The sequence below is a fragment of the Nocardioides sp. N13(2025) genome, assembly GCF_051912545.1.
GTDB lineage: Bacteria > Actinomycetota > Actinomycetes > Propionibacteriales > Nocardioidaceae > Nocardioides.
On record NZ_CP196809.1, the window covers coordinates 455,607 to 480,993 of the forward strand.

The 25,387-nt window shown below is 72.8% G+C and carries 25 protein-coding genes; 18 read left to right on the forward strand and 7 right to left on the reverse strand.

The features are described from left to right. The first annotated feature begins 24 nt into the window (after positions 1–24). The gene (locus ACS3YM_RS02250) at positions 25–1,020 is read left to right on the forward strand and encodes a hypothetical protein (protein WP_439938414.1); all 996 of its coding nucleotides are present in this window, start codon (positions 25–27) and stop codon (positions 1,018–1,020) included. A 279-nt stretch (positions 1,021–1,299) separates the two neighbouring features. After that, entirely contained in the window at positions 1,300–2,256 is a 957-nt protein-coding gene (locus ACS3YM_RS02255; protein WP_439938415.1) for a hypothetical protein, read from the forward strand. A 121-nt stretch (positions 2,257–2,377) separates the two neighbouring features. On the opposite strand, the gene coaA is transcribed toward ACS3YM_RS02255, so the two are convergent. Further along, positions 2,378–3,358 (reverse strand): type I pantothenate kinase, encoded by a 981-nt coding sequence (coaA, locus tag ACS3YM_RS02260; RefSeq protein WP_439938416.1) that lies wholly within the window; start codon positions 3,356–3,358, stop codon positions 2,378–2,380. A 65-nt stretch (positions 3,359–3,423) separates the two neighbouring features. Between coaA and glmS the strand changes: the two genes are divergently transcribed. Genes glmS through tsaD form a run of 9 tightly spaced genes read left to right on the forward strand, consistent with a single transcriptional unit; the run spans position 3,424 to position 12,339 of the window. Further along, the gene (gene glmS / locus ACS3YM_RS02265; RefSeq protein ID WP_439938417.1) at positions 3,424–5,268 is read left to right on the forward strand and encodes a glutamine--fructose-6-phosphate transaminase (isomerizing); all 1,845 of its coding nucleotides are present in this window, start codon (positions 3,424–3,426) and stop codon (positions 5,266–5,268) included. A 15-nt stretch (positions 5,269–5,283) separates the two neighbouring features. Beyond that, positions 5,284–5,637, forward strand: a complete 354-nt coding sequence (locus ACS3YM_RS02270) for a holo-ACP synthase (protein ID WP_439938418.1) — start codon at positions 5,284–5,286, stop codon at positions 5,635–5,637. A gap of 3 nt (positions 5,638–5,640) precedes the next feature. Beyond that, entirely contained in the window at positions 5,641–7,059 is a 1,419-nt protein-coding gene (locus ACS3YM_RS02275; protein WP_439938419.1) for an NAD(P)H-hydrate dehydratase, read from the forward strand. Between the two features lie 7 nt (positions 7,060–7,066). Then, positions 7,067–8,242 carry an alanine racemase gene (gene alr, locus ACS3YM_RS02280; protein ID WP_439938421.1) on the forward strand — a complete coding sequence of 392 codons (1,176 nt, stop codon included), beginning with the start codon at positions 7,067–7,069 and terminating at the stop codon, positions 8,240–8,242. Beyond that, positions 8,239–9,312, forward strand: a complete 1,074-nt coding sequence (locus tag ACS3YM_RS02285) for an alpha/beta fold hydrolase (protein WP_439938422.1) — start codon at positions 8,239–8,241, stop codon at positions 9,310–9,312. The genes alr and ACS3YM_RS02285 overlap by 4 nt, the downstream gene beginning before the upstream one ends. Beyond that, the gene (gene tsaE, locus ACS3YM_RS02290) at positions 9,309–10,199 is read left to right on the forward strand and encodes a tRNA (adenosine(37)-N6)-threonylcarbamoyltransferase complex ATPase subunit type 1 TsaE (RefSeq protein WP_439938423.1); all 891 of its coding nucleotides are present in this window, start codon (positions 9,309–9,311) and stop codon (positions 10,197–10,199) included. Before ACS3YM_RS02285 ends, tsaE begins: the two co-directional genes overlap by 4 nt. Positions 10,200–10,209: 10 nt before the next feature. After that, positions 10,210–10,848, forward strand: coding sequence for a tRNA (adenosine(37)-N6)-threonylcarbamoyltransferase complex dimerization subunit type 1 TsaB (gene tsaB, locus ACS3YM_RS02295; protein ID WP_439938424.1), 639 nt, complete (start codon positions 10,210–10,212; stop codon positions 10,846–10,848). After that, positions 10,845–11,300 carry a GNAT family N-acetyltransferase gene (locus ACS3YM_RS02300; protein ID WP_439938425.1) on the forward strand — a complete coding sequence of 152 codons (456 nt, stop codon included), beginning with the start codon at positions 10,845–10,847 and terminating at the stop codon, positions 11,298–11,300. The genes tsaB and ACS3YM_RS02300 overlap by 4 nt, the downstream gene beginning before the upstream one ends. Then, on the forward strand, positions 11,293–12,339 hold the full coding sequence (gene tsaD / locus ACS3YM_RS02305) for a tRNA (adenosine(37)-N6)-threonylcarbamoyltransferase complex transferase subunit TsaD (RefSeq protein ID WP_439938426.1): 1,047 nt from the start codon (positions 11,293–11,295) through the stop codon (positions 12,337–12,339). Before ACS3YM_RS02300 ends, tsaD begins: the two co-directional genes overlap by 8 nt. 70 nt (positions 12,340–12,409) lie before the next feature. Here the strand turns inward: tsaD and ACS3YM_RS02310 are convergent, their stop codons facing one another. Together ACS3YM_RS02310 and ACS3YM_RS02315 are read right to left on the reverse strand one after the other, a co-directional pair. Next, a complete protein-coding gene (locus ACS3YM_RS02310) occupies positions 12,410–13,828 on the reverse strand; it encodes a hypothetical protein (RefSeq protein ID WP_439938427.1) in 1,419 nt (472 codons plus the stop codon). 3 nt (positions 13,829–13,831) lie between these two features. Continuing rightward, a complete protein-coding gene (locus tag ACS3YM_RS02315) occupies positions 13,832–14,242 on the reverse strand; it encodes a hypothetical protein (RefSeq protein ID WP_439938428.1) in 411 nt (136 codons plus the stop codon). Positions 14,243–14,335: 93 nt separating this feature from the next. Here ACS3YM_RS02315 and ACS3YM_RS02320 point away from each other — a divergent pair, with 93 nt between their 5' ends. Beyond that, the gene (locus tag ACS3YM_RS02320; RefSeq protein WP_439938429.1) at positions 14,336–14,950 is read left to right on the forward strand and encodes a hypothetical protein; all 615 of its coding nucleotides are present in this window, start codon (positions 14,336–14,338) and stop codon (positions 14,948–14,950) included. A gap of 11 nt (positions 14,951–14,961) precedes the next feature. On the opposite strand, the gene ACS3YM_RS02325 is transcribed toward ACS3YM_RS02320, so the two are convergent. Both ACS3YM_RS02325 and ACS3YM_RS02330 read right to left on the reverse strand, forming a co-directional pair. After that, positions 14,962–16,170 carry a hypothetical protein gene (locus ACS3YM_RS02325; protein WP_439938430.1) on the reverse strand — a complete coding sequence of 403 codons (1,209 nt, stop codon included), beginning with the start codon at positions 16,168–16,170 and terminating at the stop codon, positions 14,962–14,964. After that, positions 16,167–16,736 carry a SigE family RNA polymerase sigma factor gene (locus ACS3YM_RS02330; RefSeq protein WP_439938431.1) on the reverse strand — a complete coding sequence of 190 codons (570 nt, stop codon included), beginning with the start codon at positions 16,734–16,736 and terminating at the stop codon, positions 16,167–16,169. The genes ACS3YM_RS02325 and ACS3YM_RS02330 overlap by 4 nt, the downstream gene beginning before the upstream one ends. A 137-nt stretch (positions 16,737–16,873) precedes the next feature. On the opposite strand from ACS3YM_RS02330, the gene ACS3YM_RS02335 reads away from it, so the two are divergent. Next, positions 16,874–18,004 carry an S-(hydroxymethyl)mycothiol dehydrogenase gene (locus ACS3YM_RS02335; protein ID WP_439938432.1) on the forward strand — a complete coding sequence of 377 codons (1,131 nt, stop codon included), beginning with the start codon at positions 16,874–16,876 and terminating at the stop codon, positions 18,002–18,004. Beyond that, positions 18,001–18,621: an MBL fold metallo-hydrolase gene (locus tag ACS3YM_RS02340; RefSeq protein ID WP_439938433.1), complete on the forward strand. Its 621-nt coding sequence runs from the start codon at positions 18,001–18,003 to the stop codon at positions 18,619–18,621. Before ACS3YM_RS02335 ends, ACS3YM_RS02340 begins: the two co-directional genes overlap by 4 nt. Positions 18,622–18,654: 33 nt before the next feature. Here ACS3YM_RS02340 and ACS3YM_RS02345 read toward each other — a convergent pair whose 3' ends face one another. Continuing rightward, entirely contained in the window at positions 18,655–19,308 is a 654-nt protein-coding gene (locus ACS3YM_RS02345; protein ID WP_439938435.1) for a helix-turn-helix domain-containing protein, read from the reverse strand. Positions 19,309–19,640: 332 nt separating this feature from the next. Here ACS3YM_RS02345 and ACS3YM_RS02350 point away from each other — a divergent pair, with 332 nt between their 5' ends. Continuing rightward, positions 19,641–20,099: a GNAT family N-acetyltransferase gene (locus ACS3YM_RS02350; RefSeq protein WP_439938436.1), complete on the forward strand. Its 459-nt coding sequence runs from the start codon at positions 19,641–19,643 to the stop codon at positions 20,097–20,099. A gap of 95 nt (positions 20,100–20,194) precedes the next feature. Further along, complete coding sequence (locus ACS3YM_RS02355) at positions 20,195–21,964, forward strand: glycoside hydrolase family 3 protein (protein WP_439938437.1); 1,770 nt, start codon at positions 20,195–20,197, stop codon at positions 21,962–21,964. Between the two features lie 7 nt (positions 21,965–21,971). Here the strand turns inward: ACS3YM_RS02355 and ACS3YM_RS02360 are convergent, their stop codons facing one another. Continuing rightward, the gene (locus tag ACS3YM_RS02360) at positions 21,972–23,147 is read right to left on the reverse strand and encodes a THUMP-like domain-containing protein (RefSeq protein ID WP_439938438.1); all 1,176 of its coding nucleotides are present in this window, start codon (positions 23,145–23,147) and stop codon (positions 21,972–21,974) included. 185 nt (positions 23,148–23,332) lie between these two features. Between ACS3YM_RS02360 and groES the strand changes: the two genes are divergently transcribed. Both groES and groL read left to right on the forward strand, forming a co-directional pair. Further along, positions 23,333–23,626: a co-chaperone GroES gene (gene groES, locus ACS3YM_RS02365; RefSeq protein ID WP_439938439.1), complete on the forward strand. Its 294-nt coding sequence runs from the start codon at positions 23,333–23,335 to the stop codon at positions 23,624–23,626. 97 nt (positions 23,627–23,723) lie between these two features. Further along, positions 23,724–25,346 carry a chaperonin GroEL gene (gene groL / locus ACS3YM_RS02370; RefSeq protein ID WP_439938440.1) on the forward strand — a complete coding sequence of 541 codons (1,623 nt, stop codon included), beginning with the start codon at positions 23,724–23,726 and terminating at the stop codon, positions 25,344–25,346. Positions 25,347–25,387 lie beyond the last annotated feature (41 nt).

Here is a 25,387-nt window from a genome sequence, read left to right on the forward strand (position 1 = left end):
TCGCGCGAGGCTACGGTCACCGGCGTGGCCGTCGACATCGAGCAGCTCAACCCGCGCAACGAGGCGGCGCTCCGCGCCTGGTGGGAGGTCGGCCACGCCGCCACCGCCGACCGGCCCGGCAAGCCGTGGCCGGTCTGGGAGCAGAGCCGGGTCGCGCTGCCGGCCGACAATCCCGAGCGTGGGATCACGCTGCTCGGCGCGATCGACGGCCGGGAGATGGTCGGTGCGGGGCTGCTCACGCGCTCGCTCAAGGACAACCTCCACTCGGCGATGGCCTTCGCCTTCACCCGTCCCGACCGCACCCGCGAGGGGATCGGCCGCCGGCTGGTCGAGGAGCTCGAGCTCGTCGCCGCCGGTGACGGGCGCACGACGATCCAGAGCGAGGCCTACCTCCCGCCCGGTGGGTCCGCCGTTCCGGAGGAGTTCGCCCGGACCATGGGCTACGACGTCGCGAGCCGCGAGTCCATCAAGGAGCTCGCGCTCTCCGACTACCTCGGGCGCCGTGCTGCCCTCGCGGCCTCGGCGCGGGTGCCTGACGGCTACCGGATCCTCACCTTCGACACCGTCTGCCCCGACGAGCACGTCGAGTCGTTCGGCCGGCTCCTCGGGATGCTGATGAGCGAGGTGCCGCTCGGCGAGCTCGACCTCCAGTCCTCGGAGTGGAGCGTCCACCGGATCCGGGCCGCCGAGCAGCGCCAGGTCGACATCGGCCGGCACGTGCACACCGCGATGGCGATCGCCCCCGACGGGGCCGTCGCCGGCGTCTCCGACGTACGCGTCGACGACACCGACACCGTCGCGGGCCAGGTGGGCATCACGATCGTCGACCCGGCGCACCGCGGCAGGCGGCTCGGCCTCGCCCTCAAGCTCGCCACCCACGACCTCGCGGCGGCGACGTACCCCGACCTCGCCACCGTCGACACCTCGAACGCGGAGGTCAACAGCTGGATGAACGCCGTCAACGAGGCGCTGGGCTACCGCACCATCGAGACGCTGCTGGAGCTGCAGAAGAAGCTCTGATCCCGAGAGCGTGCCGCCGCCGGCCGGCCCCCCGCCCACCCGGCGTACGTCATGGGCGGTGGCTGTCCGCGTGACCGCCCGCCATGACGTCCCCGGCGTACGTCATGGGCGGTGGCTGCGCGACCGACCACCCGCCATGACGGTCGTCCCGCGCCCGGCCAGCGGGCAGCGGCGCGGAGCGGCCCACCCATCGTCCACCGACGGCGCCCGACGGCCTCTGTGCACAGGCGGCGGCGCCCATGGCTGCAGCACGTCCCCGAGCGGCCACACGCTCGGGCCATGGGGCAACGCAGGCGCAAGCGCCACACAGTGACACAGCGGGACCGGATCCTGGCGCAGCTGAGGAAGACCGCTGCGGTCCAGGGCGGCGTGATCTCACGTGCCCAGGCCTATGCGGCCGGGCTGACACGCGGGGAGGTGCGGGCGCAGATCCGGGCCGAACGGTGGCAGCGGGTGTGGAGCCGGTCGATCTGCCTCCACACCGGCCCCGTCTCCGCGCTCGGGCGGCGCTGGGCGGCCGTCTTCGAGGGCGGGAGTCGAGGCATGCTCGACGGTGAGTCCTCGCTGATCGCCTCGGGACTCGAGCACTACGAGTCAACCGCCCACCGGGTGTCGGTCCCGCGCGGAGTGAAGCCGCTGAGGGGGCTCGGGCTCGACATCCGCCGCACGCGGCGGTGGTCGGAGGACGACCTGGCGCCCTCGGGCGTCCCGCGCACGCGCGTGCCTGTCGCAGCCGTCAGGGCAGCCATGTGGGCGCGGAGCGACAAGCAGGCCGCGCTGCTCCTGACGATGCCCGTCCAACAGGGCATGACGACCGCCGAGAAGCTGGGCGAGGCCTTGCTCGCCGTGAAGCGTGATCGCAGCTCCCCCCTGATGCACAGCGTCGTCCTCGACCTGCTCGGTGGCGCGCGGTCGCTGGGCGAGCTCGACTTCGCTGGTGAGTGCCGTCAGCGGGGCCTTCCCGAGCCGGACCGTCAATCCGTGCGCAAGGGTCGCGACGGGCGCTACTACCTCGACGTCCGCTGGGCCGACCACCGCGTGGTCGTCGAGGTCGACGGCATCTACCACACCTGGGCGGACACAGTGGTGCCCGATGCACTGCGGCAGAACGAGGTCAGCCTCGAGGACGCCGTCGTCCTGAGGCTGCCGCTCCTCGGGCTCCGGATCGCGGCGGACGACTTCTTCGACCAGATCGAGCGAGCACTGCGTGCCGGAGGCTGGCTCCGAGCCGCCTGATCCATGGACGTCATGGCTGGTGGCGACCCGGGCGACCACCGACCATGACGCTGGCGGCCGACGTCATGGGGAGTGGCGGCCCGGAGGACCACCAGCCATGACGTCGTCGGAGGGCTGTGGCTCAGAGCTTGCGCAGCCGGACGTACCTCACGGAGTGGTCGGCGTCCTTGCGGAGCACGAGGTTGGCGCGCGAGCGGGTGGGGGCGACGTTCTGGACGAGGTTGGGCTCGTTGATGGAGTCCCAGATCCTGGTCGCCTCGTCGACGGCCTCGTCGTGGGAGAGCGCGGCGTACTTGCGGAAGTAGGACGCCGGGTCGCGGAAGGCGGTCTCGCGCAGCCGCAGGAACCGGTCGACGTACCAGCGCTTGATGTCGGTGAGGGCAGCGTCGACGTAGACGGAGAAGTCGAAGAAGTCGCTGACCGCGAGGCCCGTGCGACCGTCGTCGCGCACCCGCGCCGGCTGGAGGACGTTGAGGCCCTCGACGATGACGATGTCGGGCCGCTTCACGACCACCTTCTCGCCGGGGACGACGTCGTAGACGAGGTGGGAGTAGATCGGCGCCTCGACCTCGTCCTTGCCGGACTTGATGTCGACGACGAACTTGAGCAGCGCCTTGCGGTCGTAGGACTCCGGGAAGCCCTTGCGGTGCAGGATCCCGCGGCGCTCGAGCTCGGCGTTGGGCAGCAGGAACCCGTCGGTCGTCACGAGCGCGACGTTGGGGTGCTCGGGCCAGTGGGCGAGCATCTGCTGGAGCACGCGGGCCGTGGTCGACTTGCCGACCGCGACCGAGCCGGCGAGGCCGATCACGAAGGGCGTACGCGGTGGGGTGACGCGGTGCAGGAACTCCTCCTGCTCGCGGTGGAGGCGGGAGTTGGCCGCGACGTAGAGGCTGAGCAGGCGCGACAGCGGCAGGTAGACCTGCTCGATCTCCCGCAGGTCGAGCTGGTCGCCCAGGCCCCTCAGGCGGACGACCTCGTCCGGGGTGAGGACGGTCTCGGCCGAGCCGGCGAGCTCCGCCCAGGCCGCCCGCTCGAGCTCGACGTAGGGCGAGGACTCGTTGCCCGACGAGTTGCCGTTGGACGACGCCGGGACCTCGGACATGGGTGCGATTGTGGCACCGCGGCAGGGCGTGGGTGCGCAGCGGCCTGCCGATAGACTCCTCCCTCATGTGCGGAATCGTGGGTTATGTGGGGGCCAGGCCGGCCGAGGGCGTCGTCATCGAAGGGCTACGCCGGCTGGAGTACCGGGGCTACGACTCCGCGGGGATCGCCCTCATCGACTCCGGGTCGATCGTCACCGACAAGCGCGCCGGCAAGCTCGCCAACCTCGAGAAGGCCATCGCCGACTCACCGCTCCCGCCCGTCACGACCGGTATCGGCCACACGCGCTGGGCCACGCACGGCCCGCCGACCGACCGCAACGCCCACCCGCACCTCGGGCGGGCGCGCCGGGTGGCCCTGGTGCACAACGGCATCATCGAGAACTTCGCCGAGCTCCGCGGCCGCCTCGAGTCCGAGGGCGTGGAGATGGCCTCCGACACCGACACCGAGGTCGCGGCCCACCTGCTCGAGGAGCAGCTCGAGACCGGCGTCGACCTGACCGTCGCCATGCAGAACGTCTGCCGCGGCCTCGAGGGTGCCTTCACCCTCGTCGCGATCGACGCGCAAGACCCCGACCGCGTGGTCGCGGCCCGCCGCAACAGCCCGCTGGTGGTCGGCATCGGGGAGGGCGAGAACTTCCTCGGCTCCGACGTCGCCGCCTTCATCGAGCACACCCGCGAGGCGATGGAGCTCGACCAGGACCAGGTCGTCACCATCACCCGCGAGGGCGTCAGCGTCTCCGGCTTCGACGGGACCCCCGCAGAGGGCCGTCGCTACCACGTCGACTGGGACCTCTCCGCGGCGGAGAAGGACGGCCACGACTGGTTCATGCGCAAGGAGATCTTCGAGCAGCCGCGCGCGGTCGCCGACTCCCTGCTCGGACGCCGCGACACCGACGGCCTCCTCCAGCTCGACGAGATGCGCCTGTCCGACCAGGACCTGCGCGACATCGACAAGATCATCATCATCGCGGCGGGCACGTCGTTCTACGCCGGCATGGTCGCCAAGTACGCCATCGAGCACTGGTGCCGGATCCCGGTCGAGGTCGAGCTCGCCAGCGAGTTCCGCTACCGCGACCCGATCCTCACCGCCTCCACGCTGGTCGTCGCGATCAGCCAGTCGGGCGAGACGGCCGACACCCTCCAGGCGATCCGGCACGCGCGCGTGCAGCGGTCGAAGGTGCTGGCGATCTGCAACACCAACGGCTCGACGATCCCGCGCGAGTCCGACGGCGTCATCTACACCCACGCCGGTCCGGAGATCGGGGTCGCCTCGACGAAGGGCTTCCTCACCCAGCTGGTCGCCTGCTACCTCCTCGCGCTCTACTTCGCACAGGTCAAGGGCACCCGCTACGGCGACGAGATCGCCGAGGTGATGGACCAGCTCGAGGAGATGCCGGCGCACGTCGAGACCGTGCTCGCCAAGGCCGAGGAGGTCTACGCCCTCGCCCGCGACCACGTCGGCAGCCGCTCGGTGCTGTTCCTGGGCCGCCACGCCGGCTACCCGGTGGCGCTGGAGGGAGCGCTCAAGCTCAAGGAGATCGCCTACCTCCATGCCGAGGGCTTCGCCGCCGGTGAGCTCAAGCACGGTCCGATCGCGCTGGTCGAGGAGGGCCTGCCGATCCTGTGCGTGGTGCCCCCGCGCGGGCGCGACCAGCTGCACGACAAGATGATCAGCGGCATCCAGGAGGTGCGCGCCCGCGGTGCCCGCACCCTGTGCCTGGCCGAGGAGGGCGACACCACGATCGAGCCCTACGCCGACGTGCTGTTCACGCTGCCGAAGGTGCCCGTGCTGCTCCAGCCGCTGGTCGCGGTCGTCCCGCTGCAGCTGTTCGCGTGCGAGCTGGCCACCCAGCTCGGCCACGACGTCGACCAGCCGCGCAACCTCGCCAAGTCCGTCACGGTCGAGTAAGGGCCGGGGGAGCTCATGCCGATCATCGGCGTCGGGATCGACGTGGTCGACATCGACCGCTTCATGCAGTCCCTCGAGCGCACCCCCGCCCTGCGCGGACGGTTGTTCACCGACGCCGAGGCCTCGCGTCCGCCGGCGTCGCTGGCCGCCCGGTTCGCCGCCAAGGAGGCGATGGCCAAGGCGCTCGGCGCCCCGGTCGGGATGGGCTGGCACGACGCCGAGATCGTCTCGGAGGAGACCGGTCGCCCCCGCTTCGAGATCCGCGGCACCGTCGCCGCGCGGGCCGAGTCCCTGGGCGTCGCGCACGTCCACGTCTCGCTCTCCCACGACGCAGGGATCGCCTCGGCGGTCGTGGTCCTGGAGTCCTAGGCCATGCTGCGCGCCCACACCGTCGAGGACGTACGCCGTGCGGAGCAGGCCGCGATGGCCCGGCTGCCGGACGGCGCACTGATGCAGCGCGCGGCCGCCGGCCTGGCCGCCGCGGTGCTCGACCTGCTCGGTGGCGCCTACGGGAGGCGCGTGCTGCTGCTGGTCGGCCCTGGTGACAACGGCGGCGACGCGCTCTGGGCGGGCGCCCGGCTGGCCGGGCGCGGCGCCAGGGTCGAGGCGCTGCTGCTCGCCGACCGTGTGCACGAGGCCGGCCTGGCGGCGCTGCGCGCGGCAGGCGGCCGCGCGACCCACGACCTCGACGACCTCGACCCCGGCACCGACCTGCTGGTCGACGGCATCGTCGGGATCGGCGGCCGGCCCGGACTGCGCCCCGACGCCGCCGCGGCGCTCGACCGGTTCCACGGCGTGCCCGTGGTCGCGGTCGACGTGCCGTCCGGGGTCGACGTCGACACCGGGCAGGTCGACGGGCCGCACGTGGTCGCCGACCTCACCGTCACCTTCGGCACCCACAAGGTGGCCCACCTCGTGGATCCCGCCTCCCTCGCCAGCGGCGCCCTGCACCTCGTCGACCTCGGGCTGGACCCCTTCCTGGAGGGCGTCGCGCCCGCGGTCGAGGCGCTCCAGCCCGACGACGTACGAGCGCTGCTGCCGCACCCCGGCCGGGTCGTCCACAAGTACACCCGCGGCGTCGTCGGCGTACGAGCCGGCTCCGGCACGTATCCCGGTGCCGCGCTGCTGGCGGTCGCCGGCGCCGGCTCGGGGCTGGCCGGGATGGTGCGCTACGTCGGGCCCGAGGCGATCGCGGACACCGTCCGCACCGCCCACCCCGAGGTCGTCGGCGCGGGCCGTGTGCAGGCGTGGGTGGTCGGTCCCGGCGGGGGCGACGACGCCGCGAGCATGCTCGCCGACGCGCTCGCGGACGGCGTACCCGTCGTGGTCGACGCCGACGCGCTGCACCACGTGACCGCGCCCCTGCCCGGCTGCGTGCTCACCCCGCACGCGGGTGAGCTCGCGGCGATGATGGACGTGGAGCGCGTCGAGGTCGAGGCGCGGCCGCTCCACTTCGCGCGCGAGGCCGCGCGCCGATGGGATTGCGTCGTCCTGCTCAAGGGCCACCACACGCTCGTCGCGGACCCGACCGGCCGGGTCCGGGTGACCACCACCGGCGTGCCGTGGCTGGCCACGGCGGGCGCCGGCGACGTCCTCGCCGGGCTGATCGGTGCGCTCGTCGCGGCCGGGCTCGAGCCGTACGACGCAGCGTCGGTGGGGTCGTGGCTGCACGGGGCCGCCGCCACCGAGGCGGCGGCGGGTGGGCCGATCACCGCCACCCGTGTCGCGGCCCGGGTCCCACGCATCGCGCGCGAGACCCTGGCTGCCCCCGCACCACGGCCTTTGGGATGATCGGCCCATGACCGATCCCGTGCCGCATCGCGCCGAGATCGTGGTGGACGTGGCAGCCATCCGGCACAACGTGCGCATCCTCAAGGACCTCGTCACCGTGGACGGGCCGGTCCAGCTGATGGTGGTGGTCAAGGCCGACGGCTACGGGCACGGCATGGTCGAGGCGGGCGAGGCGGCCCGCGACGCCGGCGCCGACTGGCTCGGGGTCGCCACGATCGACGAGGCGCTCGCGCTGCGGGCCGCGGGGGACCGCGGGCCGCTGCTGTGCTGGCTGACCGCACCCGGCGACGACTTCGCGGCAGCGGTGGCGGCAGGCATCGAGGTCACGGCCTACACGCTCGCCGAGCTCGACGAGATCGCCGCCGTCGGACCGGCGCGGGTGCAGCTGAAGGTCGACACCGGCCTCTCCCGCGGGGGAGCCTCGCGGGCCGACTGGGAGGCGCTCTTCGCCGCGGCCGCTGCGCACGAGGCCGCGGGGCGGGTGCAGGTGACCGGCATCTGGTCGCACCTCGCGGCCAGCGACCAGCCCGCGCACCCGGCCAACGACGCCCAGGAGGCGGCGTTCCGGGAGGCGCTGCGGCTGGCGGACGCGGCCGGGCTCGACCCGGAGGTCACCCACCTGGCCAACTCGGCGGCCACCGTCCTGCGCCCGTCGGCCCACTTCGACCTGGTGCGGTGCGGCATCGCGTGCTACGGCCTCGACCCCGCTCCCGGAGTCACCCCGCGCCTGGGCCTGCGACCCGCGATGACGGTCCGGGCGCCCCTGCTGATGAGCAAGGCGTTGTCGGCCGGCGACGGGGTGTCCTACGGCCACACCTGGGTCGCCGACCACGACACCAGCGTGGGCGTCGTGCCCGTGGGCTATGCCGAGGGCATCTCGCGGGGGGCGGGCAACACCGCGTCGGTGTGGGTCGAGGACTCGCTGCGACCGATCCGCGGGCGGATGTGCATGGACCAGTTCGTCGTCGACCTGCACGGTGAGCTCCCGCCGCCCGGCACCGAGGTGGTGCTGTTCGGTCCCGGTGACGGCGGCGAGCCCACGGCTCAGGACTGGGCCGAGGCGATCGGCACCATCAACTACGAGGTCGTGACCCGGCTCGGCGGTCGGCTGTCGCGACGTCACGTCGACTCCGAGGAGCAGGACGACGACGAGAACGAGAACCCCGGAGGGACCACGCGTTGAGCATCAAGGGCCGCATCTTCGGCACGGTCGTCGGCGCGGCCGGCCTGGCCGCAGCAGCCGGCGCGGTCGGCATCGCCCGGCAGAACCGGGTCATCGGCAACCGCGTCGCGGGCGAGCACGTCGAGTTCGGCCAGCTGCACAGCGCGCCGCGGGTGGTCGTGGCCGACGACGCGGTGGACCTCTACGTCGAGGTCGACGAGCCGGACGACTTCGGGGGCCATGCCGCCACGGACGACGACCTCACCGTGGTCTTCGTCCACGGCTACTCCCTCAACCTCGACTGCTGGCACTTCCAGCGTGCCGCCTACCGCGGCCAGGTGCGCACCGTCTTCTACGACCAGCGCAGCCACGGCCGCTCGGCCCGCTCCAGCGAGGACCACTGCACGATCGAGCAGCTCGGCCACGACCTGCGCCGCGTCATCGAGGACACCGTGCCGGGCCGCTGCGTCGTCGTGGGCCACTCCATGGGCGGGATGAGCGTCATCTCGCTCGCCGAGCAGTATCCCGAGATGTTCGGCGAGAAGGTCGTCGGCGCGGCCCTGATCTCGACGACCGCCGGCGGGCTCGACCCGGGGCGCATCCTGTTCCCGATGCTGCCGCTGGGCCTGGGCGGGCGGTTCGTCGGACGCGCCGTGCGCACCCTCGACCGGGGCCACAAGGTCGTCGACCTCGCTCGGGGCCTGGGGCACGCGGTGGCCGACGTGGTCACCGACCGCTACGCGTTCGGCGACGACGTACCTGCCTCGCACGTCGAGTTCGTCTACTCGATGCTCAACGCCACGCCCTTCGCCGTGGTCGCGGACTTCTACCCGGCCTTCGCCACGCTCGACAAGTTCGAGCACCTCGAGCCCCTGGGCCGCGTCCCCACGTCGATCATCTGCGGCACCGAGGACAAGATCACCTCGGTCGGCCACAGCCGCAAGCTGCACAGCCGGATCCCCGGCTCGAGCCTGCTGGAGTGCGAGGGGGCCGGGCACATGGTGCTGCTCGAGCGCCACAAGCAGGTCACCGCCGAGCTGGACGACCTCATCTCCCTGGCCCAGGGCCATGGCCAGCGGGAGGCCCTGTGACCGTCGTCGTACGCCGGGTCGGCCCGGAGGCGGCCGCCGACGTGCTGGCCGTGGTGCAGGAGGCCTTCGGCGCGCGCCCGGTCCTCGACCCGCCCGCCGACGCCCTCGGCGAGGACCTCGGCTCCATCGCCCGGCTGCTCGGCGTGCGCGGCGGGCTGCTGGCGACCGTCGACGACGTGCCCGTCGGGTGCGTGGTCCTCGACGTCGAGCCCGACGCGCTGGTGCTGCGGCGCTTCGGGGTGGTCCCGTCGGCCCAGGGCACGGGCGTCGCGACCGCCCTGGTCGAGGCGGCCGTCGACACCGCCGTCGGCCGCTCCGCGGTGCGGGTCGTCGCCCGCGAGGAGCTGCCCGAGACGGTCGCCTTCTGGGAGCGTCACGACTTCGTCGAGACCGGCCGGCGCGGCCCCTACGTCGAGCTCGCGCTGTGGCTGGGCACGACCTTCGACGCCCCCGACGCCGAGACGATGCGCGCGCTGGGGGAGCGGCTCGGGGGCAGCCTCGTCGCCGGCGACCTCGTCGTCCTGACCGGTGAGCTCGGCGCCGGCAAGACCACCTTCACGCAGGGTCTCGGCACCGGGCTGCAGGTCCGCGGCGGCGTCACCTCGCCCACGTTCGTGATCGCCCGCGTGCACCCCTCCCTGGTCGGCGGGCCCGACCTCGTGCACGTCGACGCCTACCGCCTCGGTGGCCTCGACGAGCTCGACGACCTCGACCTCGACACCTCGCTCGACTCCGCCGTCACCGTCGTCGAGTGGGGCGCGGGGCTGGCCGAGGGCCTGGCCGACTCACGCCTCGAGGTGGTGATCGAGCGCGCCGTGGGCCACGCCCGGTCCGACGAGGAGCTCGACCCGCGCCGCGTTTCACTGCGCTGGGTCGTCGGACAGTAACCTCGACGCCGTGCTCCTCGCCTTCGACACCGCCACGCCGCTGGTGACCGTCGCCCTCCACGACGGGGAGCGCGTGGTGGTCGAGCACTCCTCCGACCAGCCGATGAAGCACGGCGAGCACCTGGCGCCGCTCATCGCGCGTTCCCTGGAGGACGCAGGGATCGTGCGGCAGGACCTCACCGCCATCGCCGTCGGCGTCGGGCCGGGGCCCTTCACCGGCCTGCGTGTCGGGGTCGTCACGGCCCGCACCCTCGGCTTCGTGCTGGACATCCCGGTCTACGGCGTCTGCTCGCTCGACGCGGTCGCGCTCGAGGTGGTCGGCACGGGCGCCACGCCCGGCAGCTTCCTCGTGGCCACCGACGCGCGCCGCAAGGAGGTCTACCTCGCCTCGTACGACGCCGACGGCCGCCGGCTGGAGGGACCCGTCGTCACCCGTCCCGCCGAGGTCGCCACGTCTGCTCCGGTCGCCGGAGCCGGTCCCGAGCTCTACCCCGACGCGTTCCCCACCTCGATCGCGCCGAACCGCCCGAGCGCCGGCTGGCTGGCCTCGGGAGTCACGGCCGAGCTCGTAGACTTGCTGGACCCAGAGCCCCTGTACCTGCGGCGTCCCGACGCGGTCGCCGGCGCACCCAGAAAGCCCGTCTCGTGATCCGTCCTGCCGTCCTGGCCGACCTGCCCGCCCTGATCGCGCTCGAGCGGGAGCTCTTCGGCGACGACGCGTGGACCGAGGTGCAGGTCCGCCAGGAGATCGAGGGTCCGGGCCGTCGCTTCGTGGTCGCTGACGACCTCTCCGGCTACGCCGTGACGATGACGGCCGGCGACATCGTCGACCTGCTGCGCATCGGCGTACGACCCGAGGCGCGGCGCAGCGGCCTCGCCTCGCGGCTGCTCGACGAGCTGCTCGTCGACACGGAGGACGCCTCCCGCATGCTGCTCGAGGTGAGCGTCTCCAACGCCGACGCCCTCGGCTTCTACGTCGCCCGCCAGTTCAGCGTCATCGACGTACGTCCGCACTACTACCGCGACGGGTCCGAGGCGCTCGTGATGTGTCGCTGGCTCCCCGGTGCGGCGCGGACGCAGACGGCCACGGCGCATGACTGACGAGCCCCTCGTCCTCGGCATCGAGACGTCCTGCGACGAGACCGGGGTCGGCATCGTCCGGGGCCACACCCTGCTGGCCGACACGGTGGCCAGCAGCGTCGAGGAGCACGCCCGGTTCGGCGGCGTCGTGCCGGAGGTCGCCAGCCGCGCCCACCTCGAGGCGATGGTGCCGACCATCCAGCGCGCCGCCGACACCGCGGGGATCGCGCTGAGCGACATCGATGCGGTGGCCGTCACCAGCGGCCCCGGCCTGGCCGGGGCGCTGCTCGTCGGCGTCGCCAGCGCCAAGGCGCTCGCGCTCGGCCTCGGCAAGCCGATCTACGGCGTGAACCACCTCGCGGCGCACGTCGCCGTCGACCAGCTCGAGCACGGCCCGCTGCCGGAGCCGTGCCTGGCGCTCCTGGTCTCCGGCGGCCACTCGAGCCTGCTGGAGGTCGCCGACGTGACAGTCGGGGTCGAGCCGATGGGCGCGACCATCGACGACGCTGCGGGGGAGGCCTTCGACAAGGTCGCTCGCCTGCTGGGCCTGCCCTTCCCGGGCGGTCCGCACATCGACAGGGCGGCGCGCAGCGGCAACAGCGTGGCGATCGACTTCCCGCGGGGGCTCTCCAGCCGCCGCGACCTCGAGCGGCACCGCTTCGACTTCTCCTTCTCCGGCCTCAAGACCGCCGTGGCGCGGTGGGTGGAGGCCCAGCAGCGTGAGGGCGCCACGATCGACGTCGCCGACGTGGCCGCGTCCTTCCAGGAGGCGGTCTGCGACGTGCTGACCCGCAAGGCGATCGATGCCGCGTCCAGCCGCGGCATCGAGGACATCCTCATCGGCGGCGGCGTCGCGGCCAACAGCCGGCTGCGGGCGATGGCGGAGGAGCGTGCCGCCGACCACGGCATCCGGGTCCGGGTCCCGCGTCCGGGACTGTGCACCGACAACGGCGCCATGGTCGCCGCGCTCGGCGCCGAGCTCGTCGCGCGCGGACGTATGCCCTCGCTCCTCGACCTGCCGGCGGACTCGTCCCAGCCGATCACGACCGTCGTCGCCTGACCCGGACATGACGAGGTCCCCGCCCGAGAGCGGGGACCTGCATCACGACGACCCCGACCGGGGTGTGGCCTCAGTCGAGGACGCCGGGTGCGACGTCGTCGTCGCCGAGCCAGTCCTGGTCGTAGACCAGGCTGTCGCGATCGGTCGTCTTGTCACGCTCGCCCTTGCGGCCGCCACGACCGCCGGCTGCGCCGGTGCCCGAGCCGCGGGCGCCGCTCGCGCCGCGACCGCCCGAGCGCGAGCCGGAGGTCGAACCCGAGGCCGCGCCGCGGCTCCCGGCCCCGCCCCGTCCGGCGGTGGAGCCCGCCGACCCGGCGCTGCGGGAGGCGGAGGTGCCCGACGTCGCACTGCGTGCCGAGGGGGAGGAGCCGGCCGAGCGGGAGAGGGCGCCGGCACTGCCGGAGCGCCCGGTGGAGCCGATGGCCCGCGCAGGGGCGGAGCCGGCGGAGGAGGAGACCGCGCCCGGTCGCACCGCGCCCGCCAGGCCGCCCGCGCCCCCTGCGGCCCCAGCCGCGCCGAGGGCGGCGGCCGTGCTGCCGGAGGTGCCACCGGTGGTGGCGGGAGAGGAGACCTGCGGGCCTGTGGGCTGGTAGGTGACACCGCTCTGCGTGGTGCCGGCCACCGTCGTGGTCCCGGTCTCCGTGACGTGGGTGACGTGGGTCGGGTGGGTGACGTGCGTCGTGGTCGGGTCGGTCGTCGCCGGGGGCTCGAAGCCCGTGCACGTGATGACGACCGGGTTGCTGACCTCCTTGACGCCGTCGCGTCCGCCGCGCCCACCGTCCTGGGGGTCCCAGCGCACACCCGTGGTGGTGTCCTTGTCGTCGCCACCGCCGGCCCCGCCGCCGGTGGGGATGGGAGCCTGGGTGCCCGGGAGGTAGGGACCGTCCGGGCCGGGCGGACCGTCCGGGCCGGACGGCGGCGGCTCGGTCGGGTCCTGCTGGCCGTGGATCGCCTGCATCGGCGGGATGGCCGCGATGAAGGAGGCGTCCATCTCCTTGGTGAGGGCGAGGGCCTTGGCCTCCTGCTTGTCGTACTCGGACTGCCAGGCGTTGCGCTGCTGCTGCCGGGCGGCCGAGGCGGCCGCCTGGGCCGCGATCTCCTCGTCCGACGGCGGGACGCCGGGCGAGCCGGGAGGCGCCTGGTAGGCCGGGGGCTTCTCGCCCAGGTCGGCCATCGCGTCGCGGGCTTCACGGGTGTCGGAGACCTGCTGACCGACCACGACGAGGGCCTGTCCGGCCTCGCGCAGCTGCTCGGACTTGAGGCGCATCGAGGCCGACGACTCCTCCATGCCGGCGCGCATGGCCGGACCAGTGAGGGTCTGCTCGCCGATGCGGAGCTCTGCCTGCTGGGCCGCCTGCTGGAGGGCGTCGCTCAGCGTCTGCAGCTCCTGGGCCTTGCGCTTCCAGTCATGACCCGCGCCCTGGATGACACCTCCGGCGGCAGAGTCGAGGTAGCGGTCGAGGACGAGGCGGTGGGGTCCCTTGGTCATGGCTCAGTCCTGGCTCTCGGTCGGCAGCGTGCACTGGCTCGAGCTGAAGTCGGGAGCCGCGACGCAGTCGGTGGAGGCCTGGAACAGGTTCATCGTCGCGACGGTCTGCTCGGTCGTGGCCTGCATGTCCTTGCTGAACTGCTCGACGGAGGTGCTCATGCCGCGCAGGCCCGCAATCATGCGGTTGAGCTCGTCGGCCACGGCCTCGTGGGCCATCTGGACGTTGGTGGCGAGGCGGTAGCCACCGGTGTAGGAGTCACCGAACGACGTGCCGTGCACGGCGGCGATCGGGTTGGCCGCGAGCCCCTCGGCGGCCTTGTCGAAGGAGAACAGCAGGGACGAGATGGTCTCCGGGTCGATGTTGAGGCCCACCATCGTCTGGTTGAGCAGCTCTCGGTCTTCAAGCGGCAGCATGGTCTGTCCTTTCCCCCTGATCACAGAACCAAAACCACCTTAGGTCGAGGATCTGCCGCCGTCACCATCCGAGCCGGTGGCTAGGCTCGCGCCATGACTTCTCGGGGAGCTCGTCAGCGCTGGATCGTGTCGTGCCTGGGCGTGGGGGTGCTCGCCCTCACCGCCGGGTGCCAGTCCTCCTCGGGCCGGGCGGGCGACGAGCCGGCGGACGCCGCGACGTCCTCCACGTCCTCCCCGACGCCGACGCCCGAGCCCACCCCGGAGACGCCGACCGTCGAGCCGGCTGACGGCGTGCTCATCAAGGTGCCCGGCGCCTCGATGCGTGCCCTGCCGACCTACAAGCGGGTCGCGGACTACGGCATCGTCCAGGGCTACAACGACGAGAACAGCGCGCTGTCCCTCTCGCCCAACCTCACCCGGGCGAAGTCGCTCGACGCGTACGCCAGGGAGTGGGCGCGCGCCCACGGCGGGCCGAAGCGGATGAAGCGGGAGGACGACGTGGTCGTCGGCGGGCAGTACAACGCCTGGCACCTCATCGACCAGCAGGACCCGACCGAGGTGTCCCACTACTACGGCGTGATGTTCCTCGACAGCGCCTGGCTGATCAACATCGCGATCTACACCGGCGACAGCTGGAACCTGAGCGAGGAGGAGGGCCAGCAGGTGATCGACAGCCTGCTGGCCTCCTTCAAGACCGACCTGGACTGACCCGTCTCCGGCTAGCTGGGCACCGCGACCTTCAGCCCGGAGGCGCCTGCGCTGGGGATGCCGATGCGCTGCACCGAGCCGTCCATCCCGAGCCGCATGATGTGGTAGTCGTCGTCCGCGACGAACATCCTGACGACGAGCGCCTCGTCGCCCTCCCAGGCCACCTGGCTCCAGAACCCGCCGACCGTGCGGCGGGGGACGACGGCCTCGAAGTCGACGACCTCCTCGCCGGTGGCCGCGTCGAGCAGCGTGATGCGGGGTGAGCCGTTGCCGTCGGCCATCGGGTCGGTGCCGACGACGTACCGCCCGGTCGGGCTGAAGGGCCCGAGGCGGTGGTCGCAGGTCTCCCAGGCCGGGGTGCCGGTCCGCGCCAGCCCGTCCACGACCGCTGAGCAGGCGCGGCCCGGTGTGGACTCGGTGAGGCCGGCCACCACGCCGGTGGCGGGCGAGGCCGCGTCGACCTGCAGGAGGCCGGGCACCTCGACCGGCTCGTCACCGCCGGCGGTGTACGTCGTCGTGGAGGTCGAGTCGTCGTACGCCCGCACCACCACCTCGTCCTCGGCGACGAACCCGACGGGTACGACGATGTGGTCCTGCGGGGCCGGCGGGAACTTCGTGTAGACCCAGCCCGCACCACCGGACGGGTCGGCGAGGACGACCTGCCACTGCGACCCGGTGTACTCCGACCAGGCGATCCGCTGCCCGTCCGGGCTCACGACCAGCCCACCGGTGGGGCCGCCGCTGTCCTCCACGGCGAGGTCGGCGTCCAGGAACTGCAGCGTGCCGGTGCCCTCGTCCATCGTCACGCCGACCCAGCCGTCCAGGTAGGGCGTCAGCGTGTCGAAGACCGTCGGCAGGTCGAGCGTCCTGTCCGGCGTGATGAGGCTGGGGCCGTCGACGTCCAGGAGCGGGACGTCGACCGAGTCGACGACCTCGGCGCTGCGCGGGTCGACCAGCACGGTGCCGGACGCCCGGGGGGTGGGGGGCTCGGTGGCAGGCGGGACCTCGCTGCGCTGCGCCGGGCCGGTGAGCGTGAGCCCGACGGGCACGGCGATCGCGAGGACGGCCGCGACGGCGGCACCGGCGGCGACCGTGCGGCGGCGCTGGATCCGCCGGGCGCGCTGCCGGACGTCGGTCACGGTGAGGGGCGAGTGCTGGATCGGGTCGACCCTGCGGTGCAGGGCGTCCTGGACCTGGTCCTCGAGGGGAGTCTGGTTCATCGCGCGTCTCCGGGGTCGTGGGGGTTGAGCCCATCCGGGTTGAGGGAGTGGGGGGCACGGGCGCGGAGGCCCGCGAGGGCACGGCTGGCCTGCGACTTGACGGTGCCGACGGAGATGCCGAGCACGTCGGCGATCTCGGCCTCGCTGAGCTGCTCGTAGTAGCGCAGCACGATCACCGAGCGCTGCTTCGGCGGGAGCGTCTGGACGAACGCCCACAGTGCGCCGCCGACACCGTCGTCGTACGTGTCGTGGATCCCGGTGTCGGGCATCGTGTCGGTGGTGTGCTCGCGGCGCTTCCAGGCCCGGCGCCACAACGAGTTGTGCTCGTTGACCATGATCCGGCGGACGTAGCCGTCGATCGCCCCGCGGTCCCGGATCTTGTCCCACGACAGGTAGAGCTTGGCGAAGGCGTTCTGGAGCAGGTCCTCTGCGCCGGCGTGGTCGCCGGCGAGGAGGTAGGCGGTCCGGTAGAGCGCGGGCTGGCGCGCGGACATGTACGCCGAGAAGTCGGCGTCCTTGTCCGTCCGGCTGTCCTGCGAGCCCATGGAGCCGAGTGTCGTGGTCACCATCCACCCCCGTTCGCATGTGTGTGGTGTGTCGGCGTGCGGTTCTGGGATGAGGACGCGGTCTCGGGCTCCGGGGTTGCATCTGTTTGGTCCGCATTGCAAGGCTCGCGGCGACACGTCGGACACAGGAGGCACGGATGCAGCAGGTCAAGGCCGTCGTCGCGCTCGCCAAGGGCGAGCCGGTGCAGCTCACGACGATCAACGTCCCCGACCCCGGGCCGGGGGAGGCGGTCGTGGAGGTGCAGGCCTGCGGGGTGTGCCACACCGACCTGCACTACCGCGAGGGCGGGATCAACGACGACTTCCCGTTCCTGCTGGGCCACGAGGCAGCCGGCGTGGTCGAGGCCGTCGGCCCGGACGTGACCGGGCTCGAGCCGGGCGACTTCGTGGTGCTCAACTGGCGTGCGGTGTGCGGCAGCTGCCGGGCGTGCGACCGGGGCGAGCCGTGGTACTGCTTCGCCACCCGCAACGCCACCCAGAAGATGACCCTCGCGGAGGGCGAGCTGGCCGGCACCGAGCTCTCCCCGGCCCTCGGCATCGGAGCCTTCGCCGAGAAGACGCTCGTCGCCGCAGGGCAGTGCACCAAGGTCGACCCGTCGGCGCGGGCCGCCGCCGTGGGCCTGCTGGGCTGCGGGGTGATGGCCGGTCTGGGTGCGGCGATCAACACCGGCAACGTCCGCCGCGGCTCGACGGTCGCCGTCATCGGGTGCGGCGGCGTCGGCGCCGCTGCGATCGCCGGTGCGGCGCTGGCCGGGGCGTCGCGGATCATCGCGGTCGACATCGACGACCACAAGCTCGAGCTGGCGCGCTCGATGGGCGCCACCCACACGGTGAACTCCCAGGAGACCGACCCGGTCGCCGCGATCCGTGAGCTGACCCCGCCGCGGGACGGCACCGGCCACGAAGGCGGCGCCGACGTGGTGATCGACGCGGTCGGTCGACCCGAGACGTGGAAGCAGGCGTTCTACGCCCGCGACCTGGCCGGCACCGTCGTGCTGGTGGGCGTGCCCACCCCGGACATGAAGGTCCCCGACATCCCGCTCATCGACGTCTTCGGTCGGGGTGGCTCGCTCAAGTCGTCCTGGTACGGCGACTGCCTGCCCTCGCGCGACTTCCCCATGCTGGTCGACCTCTACCAGCAGGGCCGGCTGGACCTCGACGCCTTCGTGAGCGAGGAGATCGGCCTCGGCGACGTCGAGGCAGCCTTCGGGAAGATGCACCACGCCCCCGACGGGCAGAGCGTGCTGCGCTCGGTGGTGGTCCTGTGAGCGTGCGCGTCGATCATGCCGTGGTGTCCGGCACGTTCTCCCTCGACGGCGAGACCCACGAGGTCGACAACAACGTCTGGGTGATCGGCGACGACGAGCAGTGCATCGTCATCGACGCCCCGCACGACGTCGACGCGATCCTCGAGGTCGTGGCCGGCCGGGCGGTGAAGGCGATCGTGTGCACGCACGCCCACGACGACCACGTCCGCGTCGCGCCGGCGCTGCGCGTCGCCACCGGGGCGCCGATCCTGCTCCACCCCGACGACAAGCCGTTGTGGGAGCTCACCCACGGCGGTGACGAGCCCGGGGCAGAGCTGTGGGACGTGGACCTGTCCGACGGGCAGACGCTGACCATCGGCGGGGCGGCCGTGACGGTGATCCACACGCCCGGGCACGCGCCCGGTGCCGTCTGCCTCTACGTCCACGACCTGGGCTGCGTCTTCACCGGCGACACCCTCTTCGAAGGAGGTCCCGGGGCGACGGGCCGGTCCTACAGCGACTCCGACCTGATCGTGCGCTCGATCCGGTCCCGCCTGTTCGACCTGCCCGACGAGACGGTCGTGCACACCGGGCACGGACCCGACACCACGATCGGGGCCGAGAAGGCCAACGTCTGACCTCCCGGCGCGCACCTGTGGCCGGTGCGTGCCTCAGGCGGACAGCCAGTCGAGAGGGGGCGGCGGTGCCGGCGGCCGTGGGCGGTTGGCCAAGGCCAGACGGTGTCGCTCCTCCCTCACCTCGTCGAGGTGGAAGGCCTCTGCGACCAGCTGGTGTCGCGACGGGTGGTCGACGGGGGTGCCGTACACCCTGCGGAGGATGTGTCTCCAGCCGCGACGGCGGTACCGCACCGACGGCAACTCCCACCTCCTCGACCGCGCCCGCCACCGGGCGTCCATCCCCGTCATCATGGCGTCGCGCGGCACCCACCACCCGGTGACCTCCAGGTCGACGTGTGCCGGGTAGCGACGCCGGGCCCGGTCGCGCGCGCCGTCGTCGCGCATCGGCTCCACCTCCTCACCGGTCTCCCGGTCGTGGAGGGCGACCCGCAGCCTCGCCAGCCGCAGCATCTCCACCAGCATCGCCGTGCGCGGGCTCGTACGCCGGGTCTCCCACCTCGCCACCTGCGACTGCGAGATCCCGAGGATGGCTGCCAGCCCGCGCTGGGAGACGTCGAGCATCCGTCGGATGCGGCGCACGAGCCCGGGGACCTCACCGTCGAACGGACCCAGCAGGTAGTACTCCACCTCCGCCTCGGTCCAGTCCGCCATCTCCTCCGGATCGACCTTCGTCCGCGTGATAGTCATGCCCTGCCCCCGTCTCGATCGATGTCGTGCGTCGATCCCACCCGACGCCACCGACAATCCGGCACCCTCCTCCACAGCCCTGCTGTGTCGCAGGTCCGGCCGTGCCGAGCGCCCACCCCTTCCGACACTGGCAGCTGAGTCGCCCAGCGACTCAGCGCCCAGCGTCGACGAGGAGGTGTCCGAAGGGCCTGCTTGGGGCGTGAGTCGCTCAGCGACTCAGGTGCCAGTGCAGGCGGCGGGGAGGCGGCGGGCGCCTTTCCCCGGGGGCTGAGCGGCGGGGCCCGCGCACGTATCCGGAGGCGAGGCGGCTGGAGCGGGGATAGCGTCAGGGGATGAGCAGCGAGCAGTTCGTGCCTGAGGACTTCGAGCCGCCGCGGGCGCTGGAGACCGAGCGGTTCCGGCTCGAGCCGCTGGGGCCGGAGCACAACGAGTCCGACCTCGCGGCCTGGTCGTCGAGCATCGAGCACATCCGTGCCACGAAGGGCTACCCGGACGGCAGCTGGCCGCCGGCCGGAGGCATGTCCCCCGAGCAGAACCTGGCCGACCTGACCCGCCACGCGGCGGACTTCGAGGCGAGGAAGGGCTTCACGTTCACGGTCCTGGATCCGGGCAGTGACGAGGTCATCGGGTGCGTGTACCTCTACCCGAGCAGCGCTCCCGAGCACGACGTGGAGGTGCAGTCGTGGGTCACTGCAGGCCGCGCCGAGCTGGACGGTCCGCTCGCCGATGCGGTCGCTGCCTGGCTGGTGGACGAGTGGCCGTGGGAGCGCCCGGACCGCCACGGACGGTGACTCGCGGCGGTTGAGGTGAGCGGCTCGCACCGTGCCACGATGGCCGGATGCGGACGAGGTTGACGACGCGATGGCGTTCCCAGGGTGTGGCGCTGGTGGCGGCTCTCGCGCTGGTGACCTCGCTGGGCGCCTGCGACAGCGGCGCAGACCGACGGGACGGGCAGGCCGGGGACAAGCCTGCCGCCGGCGACACCGGCGCGAGCGCCACGCCGACCGCGCCGCCGAGTCCCTCGGAGCAGCTTGGGCTGGCGGACGGATGGGGTCCTGACCGCGCCGAGCTGGACCGCGCCGCCCGCAGCGTGGGTCGGATGAGGCTGCCCGACTTGGCAGGTCAGGTGATCGTCGCCGAGTGGCGAGGGACCCTGCCACCGGTGAAGCTGGTGCGCGACCTCCACCTCGGCGGTGTCATCGCCTTCGACTCCAACGTCGCCTCCGCGGCCCAGATCGCGGCCGTCAACCGCACGCTGACCCGGAAGGCGGCCCGACGGTGGCCGCTGTTCCTCGGGGTCGACCAGGAAGGTGGCGTGGTCGAGCGGATGCGCGGCGCCGCGACCCGGTTCCCGACCTTCATGAGCGCCGGGGCTGCCGGCGACGTCGCGCTGACCCAGCAGGCGTACGCCGCCAGCGGTGCCGAGCTGCGCGGCCTCGGCTTCACCGTCGACTTCGCGCCCGACGCCGACGTCACGTCGGGCCCCGGTGACCCCACCATAGGGTCGCGCGCCGCGTCCTCGAGGCCCGCGGACGTGGCCGAGCACGTGGTCGCCGCCGCCCAGGGGTTCGCCGAGGCGGGCGTCCTGCCGGTCGTCAAGCACTTCCCGGGCCACGGCTCGGTGCCTGCAGACAGCCACCTGACCCTGCCGGTGCAGTCCAAGTCGCGCGACGAGCTGGACGCCTCCGACCTCGTGCCGTTCCGCGCTGCCGTGGCGGCCGGGCTGCCCGCGGTGATGGTGGGCCACCTCGACGTGCGAGCGCTGGACCCCCGGGTGCCCGCATCCCTGTCCCGCGCGGTCGTGACCGGCCTCCTGCGCGACGAGCTGGGCTTCGGCGGGCTGGTGGTGACCGACTCCCTGGCGATGGCCGGTGTCACCCGCGGCCGCGACCCGGGACGTACGGCGGTGCTGGCGATCCGCGCCGGCAACGACGTGCTGCTGATGCCGCCCTCGCCCGCCACGGCGCGGGCCGCGCTCGTGCGGGCCGTGCGGACCGGCACCCTGCCGCGGCGACGGCTGGAGCAGTCAGCCGCGCGGCAGATCGCGCTGCTCACCCACCTCGCAGGTGGGAAGGGCACCGGAGTGGGTGCTGCCCGCCGGGCGTCAGGCCGGCTGTCCGCCGCGGCCATCACCGTCACCGACGGTGCGTGCTCGGGCCGGCTGGTCGGCGACGCGGTGCACGCCTACGGCGACCCCGGTGCGGTCGAGGTCTTCGCGGCCGCTGCCACGCGAGCCGGCATCACCGTCCTCCTGCGGCGCTCCCCGCCGGCAGAGCTCACCGACGCGAAGCCGAGGCCTGAACGGCGCAAGAAGGAGAAGAAGCGCGCCTACCAAAAGCGGCAGCGCGCCTGGACCAAGGCCGAGGCGGCACGCGTACGACGCCTCGACGCCTGGACCGCGCGCGAGGACGCGCGACTGGCGGCCGGCACGGCCATCGGGTTCAGCGGGTTCCACGACGCACCCGTCGACGGCGCCATCGCCGTCGCCACGGACAGCCCGTGGGTGCTCGGACGAGTCAGCGCGCCGACCCGGATCGCGACCTACGGCGACACGCCGGGCGCGATGGAGGCGCTCGTCGACGTGCTGCTCGGCGAGGCACCGGCGCCGGGCCGGCTGCCCGTCAAGGTCGCCGGCGTCCGTCGCACCGGCTGCTAGGCAGGTCTCAGAAGGGCTCGACCAGCAGGGCGGTGCCCTGGCCCGCCGCCCGCGTCAGCACGAGGGTCGCCTCGTTGTCGCCCTTGAGGGCGAGCCGCTTGCGCAGCTCGTCGGGCACGACCTGCACGCCCCGCTTCTTGATCGTGAGCCGGCCGATCGCCCGCTCGTGCAGCGCGGCCTTGAGCTGCTTCTCGCGGTAGGGGAGGTGCTCCACGACGCGGTAGCCGCGGGCGAACGGCGTACGGAAGGAGTCGTCGCTGGTGACGTAGGCGATGTGGGGGTCGACGAGGCCGCCGTGGACGCCGGCCGCCACGGCGGTCACCAGGCCGGCGCGGATCACGGCACCGTCGGGCTCGTAGAGGAAGGCCCCGACCTCCCGCACGTCGGCGCCGGGGTCGTCCTCGTCGGTCAGGGTGGCGAGCCCGCGCTCGCTGATGACGGTGGCGCGGCGCTCGGTGGTGGACAGGCTCGGCGACCAGAGCACGGCCTCCTTGACCTCGCCCCCGTCGCTGACCCACTCCGCCTCGACACCGGCAGGCACGAGGTCGTGGCCGATCCCGGGGGCGACCTTGACGAGCGAGCGGCGGGTGAGCAGGTCGAGCACCCACGACCAGGGCGGGGTCCACCCCTCGACGTCGAAGACCCGGCCGCGGCCGCCGCGGCGAGCCGGGTCCGCGAACGCGGCGTCGAAGCCGCTCGTGTCGAGGGTCGTGGCGTCGCCCACGAGGACCGCCCCGGCCAGCCCGAGGGCCGCCAGGTTGGCCTCGGCCATCGCCACCCGGACCGGGTCCTGGTCGATCCCGGCTGCGACCAGCCCGGCACGGGAGAAGGCGAGCAGGTCGCCGCCGATGCTGCAGCCGAGGTCGACGACGCTGCCGCCGGGGATGGCGGCCGCCAGCCTGGCGGCGCGGTGGTCCGCGACGCGCGCGCGGGTGGCCTGCTCGAGCGCGTCGGGGGTGAAGAACATCAGCCTCGCGGGCTCGCCGAGCTTCGCGACGGCCTTCTCCCGCAGCTGGGCCTGGGTCGTCGCCGCGGCCGCCTTCTCGGCGTCGGGCTCGAGGCGGCGTACGACGCTCGCGACCCGCACCGGGTCGCCGGGGTGCTCGGCCCAGGCCTCGGTCGCGTGGGCGAGCAGGCGGGCGCCCTCGGGGGTCTGCAGCCAGGCGAGCGTCTCGATCTCCACGCGGGCATCCTGTCATCCCCTCCGCTAGCACTCGGTTGGGGAGAGTGCTAGCGTCTGTGCTGGCACTCTCGACCCGAGAATGCCAGCGCTCGTGACCTCGGTACGACCCCCGCGACGGCGTACCTCCCGGACACGGGCCCACGTCAGCCAAATCTCGTGCAAGAGAAAGTGGAGGTTGATCCGAAGTGTCGGTCAACATCAAGCCCCTCGAGGACCGCATCGTCGTCCAGACGCTCGAAGCCGAGCAGACCACCGCCTCCGGCCTGGTCATCCCGGACACCGCCAAGGAGAAGCCCCAGGAGGGCGAGGTCGTGGCGATCGGTCCCGGTCGCATCGACGACAACGGCAACCGCGTCCCGCTCGACGTCTCCGTGGGTGACAAGGTCATCTACAGCAAGTACGGCGGCACCGAGGTCAAGTACGCCGGCCAGGAGTACCTCATCCTCTCGGCCCGCGACATCCTCGCTGTCGTTTCCTGATTCCTCTCGCCCGGACGTCATACGGACGGGGCATCCGCTTGCCCGCTCCGCATGACGTCCGGGCGAACCCCTTTCACCCGTTCCTAGGAGCACACAGATGCCCAAGATCCTGGAGTTCGACGAGAACGCCCGCCGCGCCCTCGAGCGCGGCGTGGACGCCCTCGCCAACGCCGTCAAGGTGACGCTCGGCCCGAAGGGCCGCTACGTCGTCCTCGACAAGAAGTGGGGCGCCCCCACGATCACCAACGACGGCGTGACCGTGGCTCGCGAGATCGAGCTCGACGACCCGTTCGAGAACCTCGGTGCCCAGCTCACCAAGGAGGTGGCCACCAAGACCAACGACGTCGCCGGTGACGGCACCACCACCGCCACCGTGCTGGCCCAGGCCATGGTCCACGAGGGTCTGCGCGCGGTCGCGGCCGGCGCCAACCCGATGGGCCTCAAGCGCGGCATGGACGCCGCGGCCGAGGCGGTGGGCGACGCGCTGCGCGAGGCCGCCCGCGAGGTCGAGTCGCGCGAGGACATGGCGTCCGTCGCCACGATCTCCAGCCGCGACAGCCACATCGGCGACCTGCTCGCCGAGGCCTTCGACAAGGTCGGCAAGGACGGCGTGATCACGGTCGAGGAGTCCAACACCATGGGCACCGAGCTCGAGTTCACCGAGGGCATGCAGTTCGACAAGGGCTACATCTCGGCCTACTTCGTCACCGACCCGGAGTCGATGGAGGCCGTCCTGGACGACCCCTACATCCTCCTCCACCAGGGCAAGATCTCCTCGATCCAGGAGCTGCTCCCGGTGCTGGAGAAGGTCATCGGGACCGGCAAGCCGCTCTTCATCCTCGCCGAGGACGTCGACGGCGAGGCGCTCTCGACCCTGGTCGTCAACAAGATCCGCGGCACCTTCAACGTCGCCGCGGTCAAGGCCCCGGCCTTCGGTGACCGCCGCAAGGCGATGATGCAGGACATCGCGACGCTGACCGGTGGTCAGGTCGTCGCCCCCGAGGTCGGGCTCAAGCTCGACCAGGTGGGCCTCGAGGTCCTCGGCCAGGCGCGTCGCGTGGTGATCACCAAGGACCACACGACGATCGTGGACGGCGCCGGCGACAGCACCGCTGTCGAGGGTCGCGTCAACCAGATCAAGGCCGAGATCGAGAACACCGACTCCGACTGGGACCGCGAGAAGCTCCAGGAGCGCCTCGCCAAGCTCGCCGGCGGTGTCTGCGTGATCAAGGTCGGCGCGGCCACCGAGGTCGAGCTCAAGGAGAAGAAGCACCGCATCGAGGACGCCGTGTCCGCGACGCGTGCCGCGATCGAGGAGGGCATCGTCCCCGGCGGTGGCTCCGCGCTCATCCACGCCGTCTCGGTGCTCGACGACAACCTCGGCCTCACCGGCGACGAGGCTGCCGGCGTGCGCGTGGTCCGCAAGGCGGCCGACGAGCCGCTGCGCTGGATCGCCGAGAACGGTGGTGTGAACGGCTACGTCGTGACCGCCAAGGTGCGCGAGCTCGGCGTCGGCAACGGCTACAACGCCGCCACCGACACCTACGGCGACCTGGTCGCCGAGGGCGTCCTCGACCCGGTCAAGGTCACCCGCTCGGCGCTGGTCAACGCCACCTCCATCGCCGCGATGCTGCTCACGACCGAGACGCTGGTCGTGGACAAGCCCGAGGACGAGGAGCCCGCTGCGGCCGGCGGCCACGGGCACGGTCACGGTCACTGAGCCCAGCCACACCTGAGCACCACCCGCTGACCCGGCAGACC

Excerpts from the sequence above, each read along its gene's own strand:
- alr (WP_439938421.1), top strand. The coding sequence starts at position 7,067 with ATGACCGATCCCGTGCCGCATCGCGCCGAGATCGTGGTGGACGTGGCA.
- tsaD (WP_439938426.1), top strand. The coding sequence starts at position 11,293 with ATGACTGACGAGCCCCTCGTCCTCGGCATCGAGACGTCCTGCGACGAG.
- groL (WP_439938440.1), top strand. The coding sequence starts at position 23,724 with ATGCCCAAGATCCTGGAGTTCGACGAGAACGCCCGCCGCGCCCTCGAG.
- ACS3YM_RS02350 (WP_439938436.1), top strand. The coding sequence starts at position 19,641 with ATGAGCAGCGAGCAGTTCGTGCCTGAGGACTTCGAGCCGCCGCGGGCG.
- ACS3YM_RS02320 (WP_439938429.1), top strand. The coding sequence starts at position 14,336 with ATGACTTCTCGGGGAGCTCGTCAGCGCTGGATCGTGTCGTGCCTGGGC.
- coaA (WP_439938416.1), bottom strand. The coding sequence starts at position 3,358 with ATGTCCGAGGTCCCGGCGTCGTCCAACGGCAACTCGTCGGGCAACGAG.
- ACS3YM_RS02335 (WP_439938432.1), top strand. The coding sequence starts at position 16,874 with ATGCAGCAGGTCAAGGCCGTCGTCGCGCTCGCCAAGGGCGAGCCGGTG.
- ACS3YM_RS02255 (WP_439938415.1), top strand. The coding sequence starts at position 1,300 with ATGGGGCAACGCAGGCGCAAGCGCCACACAGTGACACAGCGGGACCGG.
- ACS3YM_RS02325 (WP_439938430.1), bottom strand. The coding sequence starts at position 16,170 with ATGAACCAGACTCCCCTCGAGGACCAGGTCCAGGACGCCCTGCACCGC.
- ACS3YM_RS02345 (WP_439938435.1), bottom strand. The coding sequence starts at position 19,308 with ATGACTATCACGCGGACGAAGGTCGATCCGGAGGAGATGGCGGACTGG.
- glmS (WP_439938417.1), top strand. The coding sequence starts at position 3,424 with ATGTGCGGAATCGTGGGTTATGTGGGGGCCAGGCCGGCCGAGGGCGTC.
- ACS3YM_RS02270 (WP_439938418.1), top strand. The coding sequence starts at position 5,284 with ATGCCGATCATCGGCGTCGGGATCGACGTGGTCGACATCGACCGCTTC.
- ACS3YM_RS02315 (WP_439938428.1), bottom strand. The coding sequence starts at position 14,242 with ATGCTGCCGCTTGAAGACCGAGAGCTGCTCAACCAGACGATGGTGGGC.
- ACS3YM_RS02275 (WP_439938419.1), top strand. The coding sequence starts at position 5,641 with ATGCTGCGCGCCCACACCGTCGAGGACGTACGCCGTGCGGAGCAGGCC.
- ACS3YM_RS02310 (WP_439938427.1), bottom strand. The coding sequence starts at position 13,828 with ATGACCAAGGGACCCCACCGCCTCGTCCTCGACCGCTACCTCGACTCT.